Origin of the sequence: Micromonospora sp. (assembly GCF_048594385.1) — a bacterium.
GTDB classification, from domain to species: domain Bacteria; phylum Actinomycetota; class Actinomycetes; order Mycobacteriales; family Micromonosporaceae; genus Micromonospora; species Micromonospora wenchangensis.
Genome location: NZ_JBMDWU010000257.1, coordinates 1 through 13757, shown reverse-complemented (window position 1 = coordinate 13757; position 13757 = coordinate 1). Strand labels below are relative to the sequence as shown.

General features: G+C 72.3%; 13 protein-coding genes and 1 pseudogene. 7 read left to right on the top strand and 7 right to left on the bottom strand.

Going from position 1 to position 13757, the window contains the following annotated elements; translation table 11 throughout:
- Nucleotides 1-34: 34 nt before the first annotated feature.
- From ACOJTC_RS13610 to ACOJTC_RS13590, 5 genes are all read left to right on the top strand, one after another.
- Nucleotides 35-661, top strand: a complete 627-nt coding sequence (locus ACOJTC_RS13610; protein WP_204925751.1) for a transporter — start codon at nucleotides 35-37, stop codon at nucleotides 659-661.
- The gene (locus ACOJTC_RS13605) at nucleotides 658-969 is read left to right on the top strand and encodes a transcriptional regulator (protein WP_420117122.1); all 312 of its coding nucleotides are present in this window, start codon (nucleotides 658-660) and stop codon (nucleotides 967-969) included. Before ACOJTC_RS13610 ends, ACOJTC_RS13605 begins: the two co-directional genes overlap by 4 nt.
- On the top strand, nucleotides 966-1874 hold the full coding sequence (locus tag ACOJTC_RS13600) for an ABC transporter ATP-binding protein (RefSeq protein ID WP_420117121.1): 909 nt from the start codon (nucleotides 966-968) through the stop codon (nucleotides 1872-1874). Before ACOJTC_RS13605 ends, ACOJTC_RS13600 begins: the two co-directional genes overlap by 4 nt.
- Before the next feature lie 12 nt (nucleotides 1875-1886).
- Nucleotides 1887-2624: an ABC transporter permease gene (locus ACOJTC_RS13595; protein ID WP_204925749.1), complete on the top strand. Its 738-nt coding sequence runs from the start codon at nucleotides 1887-1889 to the stop codon at nucleotides 2622-2624.
- Between the two features lie 92 nt (nucleotides 2625-2716).
- Nucleotides 2717-3478 (top strand): VOC family protein, encoded by a 762-nt coding sequence (locus tag ACOJTC_RS13590; protein WP_420117120.1) that lies wholly within the window; start codon nucleotides 2717-2719, stop codon nucleotides 3476-3478.
- 18 nt (nucleotides 3479-3496) lie between these two features.
- Here ACOJTC_RS13590 and ACOJTC_RS13585 read toward each other — a convergent pair whose 3' ends face one another.
- The 4 genes and pseudogenes from ACOJTC_RS13585 to ACOJTC_RS13570 all read right to left on the bottom strand — a co-directional run.
- Nucleotides 3497-4288 carry an ABC transporter ATP-binding protein gene (locus ACOJTC_RS13585; protein ID WP_420117119.1) on the bottom strand — a complete coding sequence of 264 codons (792 nt, stop codon included), beginning with the start codon at nucleotides 4286-4288 and terminating at the stop codon, nucleotides 3497-3499.
- Nucleotides 4289-4343: 55 nt separating this feature from the next.
- Complete coding sequence (locus ACOJTC_RS13580) at nucleotides 4344-5378, bottom strand: FecCD family ABC transporter permease (RefSeq protein WP_420117136.1); 1035 nt, start codon at nucleotides 5376-5378, stop codon at nucleotides 4344-4346.
- A gap of 97 nt (nucleotides 5379-5475) precedes the next feature.
- Nucleotides 5476-6414 carry an ABC transporter substrate-binding protein gene (locus ACOJTC_RS13575; protein ID WP_420117118.1) on the bottom strand — a complete coding sequence of 313 codons (939 nt, stop codon included), beginning with the start codon at nucleotides 6412-6414 and terminating at the stop codon, nucleotides 5476-5478.
- A gap of 360 nt (nucleotides 6415-6774) precedes the next feature.
- Nucleotides 6775-8082: pseudogene (locus ACOJTC_RS13570) on the bottom strand (M14 family zinc carboxypeptidase); the annotation flags it as partial.
- A gap of 204 nt (nucleotides 8083-8286) precedes the next feature.
- Here ACOJTC_RS13570 and ACOJTC_RS13565 point away from each other — a divergent pair.
- A complete protein-coding gene (locus ACOJTC_RS13565; protein ID WP_420117117.1) occupies nucleotides 8287-9681 on the top strand; it encodes a C39 family peptidase in 1395 nt (464 codons plus the stop codon).
- Nucleotides 9682-10207: 526 nt separating this feature from the next.
- Here ACOJTC_RS13565 and ACOJTC_RS13560 read toward each other — a convergent pair.
- The 3 genes from ACOJTC_RS13560 to mqnE all read right to left on the bottom strand — a co-directional run bounded on the left by ACOJTC_RS13560 (nucleotide 10208) and on the right by mqnE (nucleotide 12221).
- Nucleotides 10208-10480 (bottom strand): DUF4229 domain-containing protein, encoded by a 273-nt coding sequence (locus ACOJTC_RS13560; protein WP_204925744.1) that lies wholly within the window; start codon nucleotides 10478-10480, stop codon nucleotides 10208-10210.
- A gap of 107 nt (nucleotides 10481-10587) precedes the next feature.
- Nucleotides 10588-11028 carry a hypothetical protein gene (locus ACOJTC_RS13555; RefSeq protein ID WP_204925743.1) on the bottom strand — a complete coding sequence of 147 codons (441 nt, stop codon included), beginning with the start codon at nucleotides 11026-11028 and terminating at the stop codon, nucleotides 10588-10590.
- 23 nt (nucleotides 11029-11051) lie between these two features.
- On the bottom strand, nucleotides 11052-12221 hold the full coding sequence (gene mqnE, locus ACOJTC_RS13550; protein ID WP_204925742.1) for an aminofutalosine synthase MqnE: 1170 nt from the start codon (nucleotides 12219-12221) through the stop codon (nucleotides 11052-11054).
- Nucleotides 12222-12469: 248 nt separating this feature from the next.
- Here mqnE and ACOJTC_RS13545 point away from each other — a divergent pair.
- A partial coding sequence (locus ACOJTC_RS13545) for an NlpC/P60 family protein (protein WP_420117116.1) occupies nucleotides 12470-13757 on the top strand: 1288 nt, incomplete at its 3' end.

Sequence of the window (13757 nt, the reverse complement as noted above, 5' to 3'; positions counted from 1 at the left end):
CGGCGGCTCGACTTTGTGTTTTAAAGTAGTTTGCATGACCCCCGAAGACGACGCCCCCATCGACGCCGCCGCCGCGATGCGGCTGATCCGTGAGCAACGGGCCAGCACCGTCCGCCGGCTCGAACCCGACCCACGGGTGCACTACTGGCCGTGGGGGTTCGCCTGGCTGATCGGCTTCGGGGTCTACTTCCTGCGGTTCTCCCCCGACGGCCGCACCATCGTCCCGATGCCCGCCTGGCTGCCGCTGACCGTGCTCTTCGTGCTGCTCGTCGCCGCCGCCGTGGTCTTCGGGGTGGGCAGCGCCCGCGCCTACCGGCACGTCGCCGGCGAGTCGGCCCTGCGCGGCAGGTGGTACGGCACAGCCTGGGGCCTCGGGTTCTTCGGCCTGTCCGTGGTGATCGGCCGGGTCACCGACAGCCTTCCGTCCGACCTCGCCGGGCTGCTCTGGTCGGCGCTGTCGGTGGGGCTGACCGGTGCCCTGCACATGGCCGGCGGCGCGATCTGGCTCGACCGCACCCTGTACCGCCTCGGCGTCTGGCTCACCGTCGTCAACATCGTCGGTGTCGTCGCCGGCCCCGGCTGGCACGCCCTGGTGGTGTCCGTCGCCGGCGGCGGAGGACTGCTGGTGGCCGGCGCGCTCGCCCGGCGGCGGCACGGATGAGCGAACTCGACCCGGTCATCCACGCCCAGGCCCGGCTGCGGGTGGTGGTCACCCTGGCCACCCTCGCCGACGGCGACCGGATCACCTTCCCCCGCCTGCAGGAACTGCTCGCGATGACCGCCGGCAACCTCTCCGTGCACCTGCGCAAGCTGGGGGACGCCGGCTACGTCGAGATCGACAAGACCCACCGCGGACGCACCCCGACCACCCTGGTCCGGCTCAGCCGGCGCGGACGGCGGGCGTTCGAGGAGTACACCGAGAACATCCGCGCCCTGCTCGACCCCGCCGACCCCCGGGAGCCCCGATGATCCTCGCCCATGCCGACCAGGCCACCCGCCGGTACGGCGACGTCCTCGCCCTCGACCGGGCCGACCTGACCGTCTCCACCGGCGAACTCGTCGGCCTGCTCGGGCCGAACGGCGCCGGCAAGAGCACCCTGATCAACCTGCTGGTCGGCCTGCGCCGCCCCACCGCCGGGCGGGTCGAACTCTTCGGCGGCGACCCCCGCCGGCCGGCGTCCCGACAACAACTCGGGGTCACCCCGCAGGAGACCGGCCTGCCCGGCACCCTCCGGGTCGGCGAGGTGGTCGACTTCGTCTCCGCGCACTACCCCGACCCGGTGCCCCGGGGTGAACTGCTCGACCGGTTCGGCCTCACCGACCAGATGCGACGGCAGACCGGCGGGCTCTCCGGCGGGCAGCGGCGTCGGCTCGCCGTCGCGCTGGCGTTCGTCGGCCGGCCCCGGCTGGTCGTCCTCGACGAGCCGACCACCGGGCTGGACGTCGAGGCCCGGCACACCCTGTGGGAGGCCATCCGGTCGTTCCACGCCGACGGCGGGACGGTGCTGCTGAGCAGCCACTACCTCGAAGAGGTCGAAGCGTTGGCGCAGCGGGTCGTGGTGCTCGGGCAGGGCCGGGTGCTCGCCGACGACAGCACCGACGCGATCAGGGGCATCGTCGGCGTCCGCCGGGTCAGCCTCGTCACCGACGACCTGCCCGCGCTGCCGGGCGTGGTCGCCACCGAACACACCGAGGGGCGTACCCACCTGCTCACCACCGACGCCGACCAACTGGTCCGCGACCTGGTCACCGCCGGGGTGACGTTCCGCGAGCTGGAGGTCCGCCCCACCTCGCTGGAAGAGGCGTTCCTCGCCATCACCGCCGACCCGGCCACCACCACGAGCGCCGCCGTCGGCGCCCGACCCACCGCCTGAGGAGTCGACGCCGTGCCGCTCACCCTGGTCCACGCCCGCTACCAACTCCTGGAGACCCTCCGCATCCCCGTCGCCGTGGTCGGCAGCGCGTTCTTCCCCGCCGCCGCGATGCTCTTCTTCGTCGTCCCGTTCGCCGGGGACGACCCGACCGGCGCCACCTACGCCACCGCCGCGATGGTCACCTTCGCGGTGATGAGCGCCAACATCTTCCAGTACGGCGTCGGCGTCGCCGAGGACCGCGACCAGCCGTGGAACCCGTACACCCGGACCCTGCCGGCCGGGCCGGGACCCCGGCTGGCCGGGCGGATCCTGGCCGGGCTGGTGCTGACGTACCTGTCGATGCTGCCCGTCGTGGTCATCGCGGCGGTCGCCACGGCCGCCCGGGTCACCCCGGTCGGGCTGCTGCTCGGCGCGGCCACCGTGGCCGTGGTGTCGGTGCCGTTCACCCTGCTGGGGCTCGCCATCGGCTACTCGCTGCCGAGCAAGGCGGCGATCGTCGTCGCGCAGGTCATCTTCTTCCCGCTGGCCTTCGGCGGCGGCCTGCTCTCCGCGCCGGGCGACGCGCCCGGCTTCATCCAGACGATCGCCCCCTTCCTGCCCACCCGGGGCGCGGTCGAGCTGATGTGGGCGGCGGTCGGCGACTGGCGACCCGACCCGCTCGCCCTGGCCATGCTCGGGGTCTGGATCGTGCTGCTCGCCACGGTCTCCGGCTGGGCGTACCGCCGGGACGAGGGTCGCCGGTTCAGTTGACCTGTACGCCGGTTCGGCCCGGTGGCCGCCGCCCGGTGCCACGATGCCGGCAGGGCGTCCACCCGTACGCCCCACAGCCGAGAGGGGTCGACGTGCGCACCGTCGCCGCGGGCACGCCCTGCTGGACCGACCTGGCGACCGCCGACCTGGACGCCGCCCGGCGGTTCTACCCGGAACTGTTCGGCTGGACCGGCCGGATCGCACCCGAACCCGAGCGGGCCGGCTACACCACCTTCCACCGGGACGGCCGGGCGGTGGCGGGCGCCGGCCCACCGGCCGACCCGGACCGGGCGCCGGTCTGGTCGACGTACGTGGCGACCGACGACGCCGACCTGGTCACCACCCGGGTCGAGGCGGCCGGCGGGCAGGTGCTGGTCACCCCGTTCGACGTCCTGCACGCCGGCCGGATGGCGGTCTTCGCAGACCCGGCCGGCGCGGTGTTCAGCGTCTGGCAGCAGATGCGGATGCCCGGCGCGGAACTGCTCGACGCCCCCGGGGCGATGTGCTGGAACGAGCTGGTCAGCCCCGACCCGGAGGGCGCGAAGGTCTTCTACGAACTGGTCTTCGGCTGGCACCCGGAGGAACAACCCGCCGGAGGACCCGGCTACACCGGCTGGCGGTGCGGGGCCCGGATCGTGGCCGGGATGCTGCCCACCCCCGACCCGGCACGGCCGGCGTACTGGTCGGTGTTCTTCGCGGTGGCCGACGTGGACGCGACCGCCGCCCGCGCCACCACCCTCGGCGGCACCATCCTCGCCCCGCCCCGGGACCCCCTGCTGGGCCGCCGGAGCACCCTGCGCGACCCCGGAGGTGCCCGGTTCTCCCTGCTCCGCCCCGCCACCGACCCCACCTGACGACGGTGACGCCACAGGTCAGGGACGCGGCGGGCCGGGGCGGCTCGGCACCACCAGCGGGCCGTGGTCGCCGGGGACGACCCGGACCCGGGCCCGGTAGTGGTGGGACAGCAACTCCTCGGTGAGCACCTCGTCGGGCGGGCCCGCCGCGACGACCCGGCCGTCGGCGAGCAGCACCATCCGGTCGGCGTACTCGCCGGCGACGGAGAGGTCGTGCATGGTGGCGAGCACGGTGAGGCCGTGCGTCCGGCGGAGCTGGTCGCACAGCTCCAGCACCTCCTGCTGGTGACCGATTTGCAGCGCGCTGGTCGGCTCGTCCAGCAGCAGCAGGGTGGCGCCCTGGGCGAGGGCACGGGCCAGGAACACCCGCTGCCGCTCCCCACCGGAGAGGGTGGCCAGCTCCCGCCCGTGGAACCCGGTCAGGTCCAGCCGGTCGAGGACGTCGTGCACGACCGCCAGGTCGGCCGCCGACTCCCGGCCCAGCGGCGCGATGTACGGGGTACGCCCCAACAGGACGTAGTCGAACACCGACATCCCCGCCGGCACCACCGGGGACTGCGCCACCGTCGCCACCACCCGGGCCCGCTCCCGGCGACGCAGTGCGCCGGACGGCGTACCGAAGAGGGAGACCGCGTCCGGGGCGGGCAGCAGGCCGCCGACGGCGCGCAGCAGGGTCGACTTGCCGGCGCCGTTCGGCCCGATCACGGTGACCCACTCGCCCGCGGCGACCGTCAGGTCGACGCCGGCCAGGATCACCTCCCCACCGAGCCGCACGTGCAGCCCCCGCACCTGCACCGCCGGTAAAGTCACGGGACTATCTCTGTTCGCGACTGCGGGGCTCGCAAAACCGGCTCACTCCTCGCGCTCACGGGAACACCCGGCGGGCGGTGCGCAGGACCAGGACGAAGAACGGGCCGCCGAGCAGGGCGGTGACCACGCCGATCGGGATCTCGGCGGGGGCGGCGGCGGTCCGGGCGACCACGTCGGTCAGCGCCAGGAACGCCCCGCCGAAGAGCAGCGACAGCGGCAGGATCACCCGGTGGCTCGACCCGGCCAGCAGCCGTACGGTGTGCGGCACGATTATCCCGACGAAGCCGATCAGCCCCGAGGCGGAGACCGCCGCGGCTGTCCCCAGCGAGGCGGCGGCGATCAACAGGTAGCGGGAACGTTGCGGGTGCAGCCCGAGGCCGCTCGCCTCGTCGTCGCCGACGGAGAGCACGTCGAGTTCCCGCCGGTGCAGCAGCACCACCACGGTGGTCAGCACGAAGTACGGCAGGATCAGCCGCACGTCACCCCAGCCGGCGGTGCCGAGCCGGCCGAGCAGCCAGGAGTAGACCTGCTGGATGCTGTCGGAGTGCCGTTGCAGCAGGTACGTCTGCCCGGCGGCGAGGAACGCGGACACCGCGACCCCGGCCAGGATCAGGGTGGCCGGGGAACGGTCCCGCCCGCCGGCCGCCCCGAGCAGGTACGTCAGGGCGACCGCACCGAGCGAGCCGACGAACGCGGCGAGCGGGATGGTGACCGGCATCCCGGTCAGCGCCCCGCCCGCCCCGACGCCGCCCAGCGTGATCACCGCGGTCACCGCGAACCCCGCGCCGGCCGCCACCCCCAGCAGGTACGGGTCGGCCAACGGGTTGCGGAACACCCCCTGGTAGCAGCCACCGGCCAGGGCGAGCATGCCGCCGACGAGCAGGCCGAGCACCACCCGGGGCAGCCGCAGCTCGGTGACGATCGCGATCTCGCGTTCGGTGAGCCCGCTGTCGAGGCGTACCCCGGGCAGCAGGTTGAGCAGTTCGGCGGCGACGCTGCCGGGCGGCAGGCTGACCGGGCCGAGGGACACCCCGGCGACCAGGGCCACCAGCACGGCGAGCACCCCGGCGGCGAGCCAGCGCTTGCGCAGTCCGGCCGGCCGGGGCGTACCGGTGACGCGGGCCGGCCGGGACGCGTCGCGCGTCCCGGCCGGTGCGGGTGTGGTGGACCGCACGGTCACCGGACCGTCACGCCGGTACCTTGGCGGTGGCGTCGACGATCGACCGGAGCAGGTCGACCACGCGCGGGCCCCAGCGCGAGGCGACGTCGTCGTCGAGCGCGACGACCTGGTTGTTCTTGACGGCGGTGACGCCGGCCCAGCCGCTGCGGGCCTTGACCGTGTCGGCGCTCTGCTGGCAGCACTTGACGTCGGCGAGGAAGACGAAGTCGGGGTTCGCCTTGACGATGACCTCCTGGGAGAGCTGCGGGTATCCGCCGTTCTTGCCGTCGGCGTCGGAGGCGTCGGCGATGTTCTCCAGGCCGGCCAGCGCGTAGATCGAGCCGATGAAGGTCTTGCTGGTCGCGCTGTACAGCTCCGGCCCCAGCTCGTGGTAGTAGGTCAGCTTCGTCGACCGCTGCGGCAGGTCCTTGGTCAGCTTGCCGATCTCGTCCTTCATCCGGGCGGTGACGTCGGCCGCCTCGGTCGGGTGGCCGGTGAGGGTGCCCAGGTCGGTGAGCTGCCGGTAGGTGTCGTCGAGGGTGGCGGCGGCCGGGGTGAGCAGCACCGGAACCTTCAGTGCGGTGAGCTGAGCGATGATCTTGTTGGTGTCGTTGGCGAGGACCACCAGGTCGGGGTTCTTGCCGGCGATCGCCTCGGCGTTCGGCTGGAAGCCGGACAGTTCGCTCTTGGGCGCGTCGGCCGGGTAGTTCGACTGGTCGTCGACGGCGGCGACCTGCTTGCCGGCCCCGATGGCGAAGAGCATCTCGGTCGCGGTGGGCGACAGCGAGACGATCTTCTCGGGCCGCTTGTCGATGGTGAGGTTGCCCACCGTGGCCGGGAAGGCCGCCGCGCCGGAGCTGCTGCCGGCGGCCGGGGTGTCGTCGGAGGTCTTCTCGGCGCACGCGCCGAGGGCGAGGGCGGCCACCGCGAGGGTCGCGGCGAACAGCCGGGGGGTACGTCGGGACATCTGGCCTCCTGTCGGTCGAGGAGCGTGCTTCGCCGACAGGGAGCGTGGTGCGCGCCCGTCCGCGAGGCGCCCTTCCTCGAGAGCGCGTGTCGCGACCGACCGCAGGCGACCTGGCTCGTCCCCACACACGGCGACGCCGGCCACGTCGGGCCGGGCGTCGCGGCGGCTCCGGCGCGGGGCGGGGAGCCTGGGTGGGTCATCACAGTTGCGGGACAGCGCCGGTTTCGCACCGGCTTCGCTGCGGTCGATCGGGTGCCACGGTAGCGCACCACCAGCGAAGATCGTCCGGACGGGAGGGGGTGGGTGGGGCCCCGTCGGGGGCTTACGGGACCCCACCCGGGAATGACGTCCGGTAACTCAGCAGTACGTGCTCTGCTTGTTGATCACCCGGTAGGGGCAGTCGGCGTACTCGGACAGGAGCAGCACCGCCTCCTTGTTGCGGGAGGTCTGCGCGGGGATCACCTCGTCGGGTGGGTAGAAACCGCCGCCGGCCCCGGACGACCCGGGGTACATCTCGAAGGTGTACGCCCAGATCTTGTGGGTCGCCCACATCCAGTCGAGGCTGTCGCCGTCGGTGATGTAGAGGTCGCTGGACTGCTCGGGGGTGTAGCCGTTGGTGGCCGCCATCCGCTGCCCGAGGGTGGCGAAGGTGTTGTACTGGTCGGCGGTCATCCCGCTGGGGGTGTTCGCCGTGGTGTAGCCGAACGGCCAGAGCACCAGCTGCGAGTAGGTGTGCCAGTCGATGTTGGCCTTGATCTGCTGCACCCCGCCGACGACCCGGCTGTTGACGAAGTCCCGCAGCGCCTTGGTCTCCGGCGCGGAGAAGGCGGACGGCCCCCGGTAGGTGCTCGACGACGGCGTGCCGGACGAGCCGCCGCAGCAGCCCCAGTTGTAGCCCCAGTTGCGGTTGAGGTCGGTGCCGACCGCCGCCGCACCGCTGTTGGGCTGCCGGTTCTTGCGCCAGGACCGGTAGGAGCCGGTGGCGATGTCGTACTCGCTGCCGTCCGGGTTGACCGTGGGGACGATCCAGATCTCCCGGGAGTTGACGATGCTGGTGATCCGCGAGTCGCTGCCGTAGCTGTCGGTGAACAGGTTCAGCAGGTAGATCGCCATCTCGACGGTCAGGTGCTCGCGGGCGTGCTGCTGGGAGTTGAACAGGATCTCCGGTTCGGCCTCGTCGGTGCCGACGTTGTCCGAGATCTTCACCGCCATCAGGTCGCGGCCCTCGTACGACCGACCAATGCTGATCTTGCGGGCGATCGCCGGGTGGTCGGCGACCACCTGGTTGACCACGGTGGTCAGCTCGGCGTAGTCGTGGTAGTTCGAGTCGGCCGGCGGGAAGGCGTTGGCGCGGGCACCCTCGGCGGGGGCCGGCTCGACCTCCCGTTCCAGCCGGAAGCCGAGCCGGGTGATGGCGGCGGCCTCGGACCGGTTGGCCGAGACGTACAGCACGCCGTGCTCGGCGGAGTCGATGGCCGCGCCGGTGCGGGCGACCGCGTTGCGGTCGGCGAGGGTACGCGGACCCAGCACGCGGTAGCTGACGGCGGTGGGCTCGGGCTCCGGGGCCGGGCGGGCGGCGACCGGCCCGGTGGCGACGGCGGTGAGGCCGAGGCCGGCGACGACGGCGAGCGCCAGGCGACGCCGGAAGGGGGAGGTGCGGAAGGCCATGGACATCCTCCTCGGGGTACGGGGTATCCCGTTGTGCGCCCACTCCACCAGCAGTCACATGGTCATATCAATATCTGTGACTATCTCCAACCATCCCGACCGGATCGTCATATCGGCAATGGTTTTCCTAACGCCACCCTCTGGCGAAACTTCCTGCCAAGCGGAGCAGTGAACGGCAACGATTCCCCACCCTGCGGAGTTGCCATGTCCAGCAGAGTCCTGCGCACGGTCGCCCTGGTCGGCGTCGCCACCCTCACCCTGCTCGCCAGCACCGCACCCGTCCGGGCCGGCGGCCCGTCACCCACCGGCACGCACCCGCCCACCGGAGCGCACCCACCCGCCGGGGACCGTCCGCCCGCCGGTGGGCACGACGAGCAGATCACCTTCCAGGAGTGGTCCCGGTACCCCGACTGGCGGGCCGGCACCCACCGGGGCACCCACGCCGTACCCGGCCACGACGCCGGTCTCACCATCGGCCGCCCCGCCGGCACCACCGAGTTCACCGACGAACACACCGGCACCACCCGCACCTGGGAATACGCCACCTGGACCTCCCCGCCCACCCCGATCGGCTTCGACGCCACCGAACTGGTCGCCTCCTGGAACGCCGACACCCCCGCCGGCACCTGGCTCCAGGTCGAACTCCAGGGCACCTACTCCACCGGCGACCACACCCCGTGGTACGTCATGGCCCGCTGGGCCTCCGGCGACGGGGACATCGGGAGGGCCACCCTGGACGGTCAGGGCGACCCCTGGTCCAGCGTGTGGACCGACACGTTCGCCATCGACGACGCGGACGCCGGGGTGCTGCTGCGGTCGTACCAGCTCCGGTTGACCCTCTACCGCGCACCCGGCCAGGCCGCAGCGCCCCGGGTCCAGATGCTCGGCGCGATGAGTTCACACGTGCCCGACCGGTTCACCGTCCCGCCGAGCCGGGGTGGCATCGCCTGGGGCACCGAACTGCCGGTGCCGGCCCGCTCCCAGATGATCCACCGGGGCAGCTACCCCGAGTGGGGCGGCGGCGGCCAGGTCTGGTGCAGCCCGACGTCCACCACGATGGTGCTGGAGTACTACGGCAAGCTCCCGTCTGCGGCCGACCTGTCCTGGATCGACCCCGGCCACCCCGACCCGCAGGTCGTCCACGCCGCCCGGATGACCTGGGACAACGAGTACGAGGGCGCGGGCAACTGGCCGTTCAACACCGCGTACGCCGCCAGCTTCCCCGGCATCGAGGCCCGGGTCACCCGGCTGCACTCCCTCGACGAGGCGGAACGCTTCATCCGCGCCGGCATCCCCGTGGTCACCTCGCAGTCCTTCCTCGACACCGAGCTGGACGGGTCGAACTACGGCACCTCCGGGCACCTGTTCGTGATCGTCGGCTTCACCGCCGACGGCGACGTGATCGTCAACGACCCGGCGTCCGCGTCCAACGCCGAGGTGCGCAACGTCTACCGACGCGACCAGTTCGAGCAGATCTGGCTACGGACCAAGCGGCACCGGGCCGACGGCACGGTGGCCGGCGGATCGGGCGGCATCGCCTACCTGATCAAGCCGACCGACCGCCCCTGGCCGGTCGTCCCCGGCTCGACCAACTGGTGACCCCCGCCCCCACCCGCCCGAGATCCCGTCGGGCGGGTGGGCGGCGGCCGCAGTCGGCCGGTCGGATGATCGACCCCCCGTGGGCCGAAGTAGCGGCATCACCGCCCGGCGACACCCCTACTTCGCCACCCTAGAGTGGATCTTGGCCGCCAAGGCCCAGATCCACCCGGGCCAGCCTCGAAGCGATGTGCTCAGGGGCCGAAACAGCGGCATCACCACTCGGCGATACCGCCACTGGCCCGCCCCTGACTGGATTTCTCGCCCGGCCAGGCCCAGATCCGCCCCGGTCGGCCGAGAGATCCACTCAGGTGAGCTGAAGTAGCGGTATCACTGCTCAGTGATACCGATCCTTCGCTGCTCTGGAGTGGATCTCTGAGTCGCCCCGGCCGCGCAGCGGGGCGCGCGACCGCTGCGGGCCGGGCAGTGCGCGACCGCGCAGGGCACGAACGAGTGCGCGGGTCGGGCGGGGGGTCAGGGGGCGGGGGCGAGGGGGGTCAGGGGCGAGGTCAAGGGCGGGGGCGGGAGGTCAGGGGCGGGGGTCACCCTCGACGGGGTGGTCGTCGCCGGCCAGCGCGGAACGCAGCCGCTCCTTCTCCGCCCGACGCCGCTCCGCGGCGGCGGCCACCTCCTCGGCCATCTGGTCCCGCCAGCCCCGAAGCAGGAAGAACGACGCGGCGGCCGAGAAGATCAATGCCACCATGAGCTTGAGGAACAGGTTCATCCCGACCGGCCACAGTGCCACCACGACCAGCAGGAACAGCCCGATCCGGGCCAACGTGTACTTGACCGCCGCGCTCACCGGACCGCCTTGAGCCGCGACTGCGGGGCTCGCACAACCCGCTCACTCCTCGCGCTCATGTCTTTCCCCATTTCCTGCTTCTGCGTCGGGGCTCCGACACCGGTGGTTCAGCCCGTGCGTCGGGCCAGCCAGTGCACGCCCTGGAACCAGAGGACCGCGTACCCGACGGTGAACGCGAGTGCGGCCAGCCCGCCGGTGAGCAGCGGCGCGAGCCCGGACGCAAGGCCCGCCACCAGCAGCCCGGCGAGCACCGCGACCACCGCGGCGGACAGGGCCGCCACCACCCGGGCCGCACCGAAGTCCCAGGCCCGGAAGTCGTCCCAGAACAGCCAGGCCGGCAGGATCACCGCCAGCCAGCCGTTGGTACGGCCGAAGTCGCCCGCGCCGGCCACCGCGAACGCCCAGTCGAAGAGCACCAGTGCCAGCACGCCGATCACCCAACCGGCCAGGCTCACCCCGAGCAGGTCGCCCAGGGTCAGGATGCGTCCCTCGGCGTCCCGGCGGGGAAACCCGCTGCGCTGCTGCGCGGTCGGCTGCTGTCCGGTCATGGTGTGACGAGCATACGGCCGGGTCAGGCCCAGACCTGCTGCGGCTCGGCACGCCGAGACGAAAGCGACGGCGCCCGGTCGTACTCGCGGACCACGTTGTAGCGGGTGTCCCGCTCCACCGGCTGGAAACCGGCGTCCCAGATCAGGTTGAGCAGGTCGTCGCGGTGCATGGTGTTCGGGGTGCCGTACGAGTCGGCATCGTGGGTGATCTTGTATTCGACGACCGAGCCGTCCAGGTCGTCCACGCCGAAGTTGAGCGAGAGCTGGGCCACCGACAGGCCGTGCATCACCCAGAAGTTCTTCAGGTGCGGGACGTTGTCGAACAGCAGCCGGGAGACCGCGAACGTCTTGAGCGACTCGGCCGGCGACGCCATCGTGGTGCGCGCCTGGATCCGGTTACGGATCTTGCCGTCCGCCGAGTCGACGAAGTCGTGCTGGTAGCGCAGCGGGATGAAGACCGCGAACCCGCCGGTCTCGTCCTGCAACTCGCGCAGCCGCAGCACGTGGTCGACCCGGTGCCGGGGCTCCTCGATGTGGCCGTAGAGCATCGTCGCCGGCGTCTTCATGCCCTTGGCGTGGGCCAGCGCGTGGATCCGCGACCAGTCCTCCCAGTGGCAGTTGTGGTCGACGATGTGCTGGCGGACCTCCCAGTCGAAGATCTCCGCGCCGCCACCGGTCAACGACTCCAGGCCGGCGTCCATCAGCTCGTCGAGGATCTCGTCGGCCGACAGGCCGCTGATCTTCTCGAACCACTGCACCTCGGTCGCGGTGAAGCACTTGAGCTTGACGTTGGGCAGCGCCGCCTTCAGCTCGCGCAGCACCTTGGGGTAGTAGCGCCAGGGCAGGGTGGGGTGCAGGCCGTTGACGATGTGCAACTCGGTGAGCTGCTCGTCCTCCATCTCCTTGGCCTTACGGACCGCTTCCTCGATACGCATCGTGTACGCGTCCTTCTCGCCCGGCTTGCGCTGGAAGGAGCAGTACGCACACGAGGCGGAACAGACGTTCGTCAGGTTGAGGTGCCGGTTGACGTTGAACATCACCCGTTCGCCGTTCAACTCGGTACGCCGGTGGTGGGCCAGCCGGCCCAACCAGGTCAGGTCGTCGCTCTCGTAGAGGGCGATCCCGTCCGAGCGGGTCAGTCGCTCCCCCGCGTACACCTTCTCTTCGAGCTCACGCTTGAGTCCGGCGTCCATCGAAAAGCCACGTCCCTTCCACCTGCGGTCCCGATCGAGCCTACGTCGGACGACCGACAGGTCGGCAGGACGGGCACCGCCAGCGACCTACCTCACCCGTACTCCCAGGGTTCTCCAAGCTGCTACCGCATCGACATCGTTGTCCCGGTGCGGTAAGACAGGATGGGACGCGGCGCACACCGGCGGCGTTCCGGGTCGCCGCGCCCCACCTCACGCGGTGGCACCATCACGCGGCATCAGGGAGCGGAATGGTCGACAGCGGGCACAGGCGACGGCAGCGACGACGGGTTCCGGTGATCTCCCCGGTGCTGCGTCCGGCGCTCTGGTCGGCCCTGCTCGGCGCGGTCGCCGCGATGGCCCTGGCCACCCCGGTCTACGCCGACCCGGCCCTGCCCAACACCGTCCCGGACACCGGTTCCCGGCCGGTGGCGACCGGCTCGCTGCAACTGCCCGGCGCGGCGGCCCCCGGCTACCCGACCGTCGGCCAGCCCGGCAGCCCGACCGCGCCCGTCGGCGGCCTGCCGACCAGCCCGCTGCTGTCCCAGATCGACACGCTGACCGCGCAGAACGGCCAGCTCGCCGACCAGCTCCTCCAGCTTGAGAAGCAGCGCGACGACGCCCGGGTGCAGCTCACCGGCGTGCAGAGCGAGCTGACCCGGGCCCGGGGCGCGCTGACCGTGGCCGAGCAGCAGGCCAACGCCGTCGCCGCGAACGCCTTCAAGGCCGCCGCCGCCCTGCCGCCCGGCGAGTTCGCCCGCGACCTGCACGGGCTGAGCGTCCTGCAACGGGTCTCCCGGGGCGAGCAGGCCGACGGCGAGACCACGGCGGCGGCCGGCGAACTCTCCCGCGCCCGTACGGCCGAGCAGGTCGCCGCCCAGGCGGTCACCGCCGCCACCGACCGGGTCCGGCGCGCCGAGGAACAGTTCGCCGCGGTGCAGAAGGCGCTGCGCGACAACGATGCCAAGATCGCCAAGCTGCGGGCCGACAACCAGGCGCAGCTCATCGCCCTGGAGAAGCAGCAGGAGGCCGCCGAGCAGAAGCTCGGGTCGGCGTACGTCGAGGGACAGAGCAGCAGCGGCCTGAACGCCAGCCCGCAGGCGCTCGCCGCCGTGCGGTACGCGCTGGCGCAGCTCGGCGACCCGTACCTCTGGGCGGCCGAGGGCCCGGACCGGTTCGACTGCTCCGGTCTGATGTGGGCGGCCTACCGGTCGGCCGGCTACTACGACCTCCCCCGGGTCGCCCGCGACCAGTACTACGCCACCCGTGGCCGGACGGTCTCGCAGAGCGCCCTGCTCCCCGGCGACCTGCTCTTCTTCGCCTCGGGTAGCAGCTGGACGACCATCCACCACGTCGCGATGTACATCGGCAACGGGCGGATGGTGCAGGCACCGCGCAGCGGGGACGTGGTCAAGATCTCCCAGGTGCGGTGGTCCGGCCTCTACGCCTCCACCCGGGTCGTCGGCGCGGTGGCCCGCCCCGGGGCCCCGGTCCCCCCGCCGCCGCCCCCCCCCCCCCACCCCCCCCCCGCCCCCCCCC

Bases quoted from the DNA above. Each gene is read 5' to 3' on its own strand.
- ACOJTC_RS13610 (WP_204925751.1), top strand. From the start codon at position 35: ATGACCCCCGAAGACGACGCCCCCATCGACGCCGCCGCCGCGATGCGG.
- ACOJTC_RS13605 (WP_420117122.1), top strand. From the start codon at position 658: ATGAGCGAACTCGACCCGGTCATCCACGCCCAGGCCCGGCTGCGGGTG.
- ACOJTC_RS13600 (WP_420117121.1), top strand. From the start codon at position 966: ATGATCCTCGCCCATGCCGACCAGGCCACCCGCCGGTACGGCGACGTC.
- ACOJTC_RS13575 (WP_420117118.1), bottom strand. From the start codon at position 6,414: ATGTCCCGACGTACCCCCCGGCTGTTCGCCGCGACCCTCGCGGTGGCC.
- ACOJTC_RS13565 (WP_420117117.1), top strand. From the start codon at position 8,287: ATGTCCAGCAGAGTCCTGCGCACGGTCGCCCTGGTCGGCGTCGCCACC.
- ACOJTC_RS13555 (WP_204925743.1), bottom strand. From the start codon at position 11,028: ATGACCGGACAGCAGCCGACCGCGCAGCAGCGCAGCGGGTTTCCCCGC.
- mqnE (WP_204925742.1), bottom strand. From the start codon at position 12,221: ATGGACGCCGGACTCAAGCGTGAGCTCGAAGAGAAGGTGTACGCGGGG.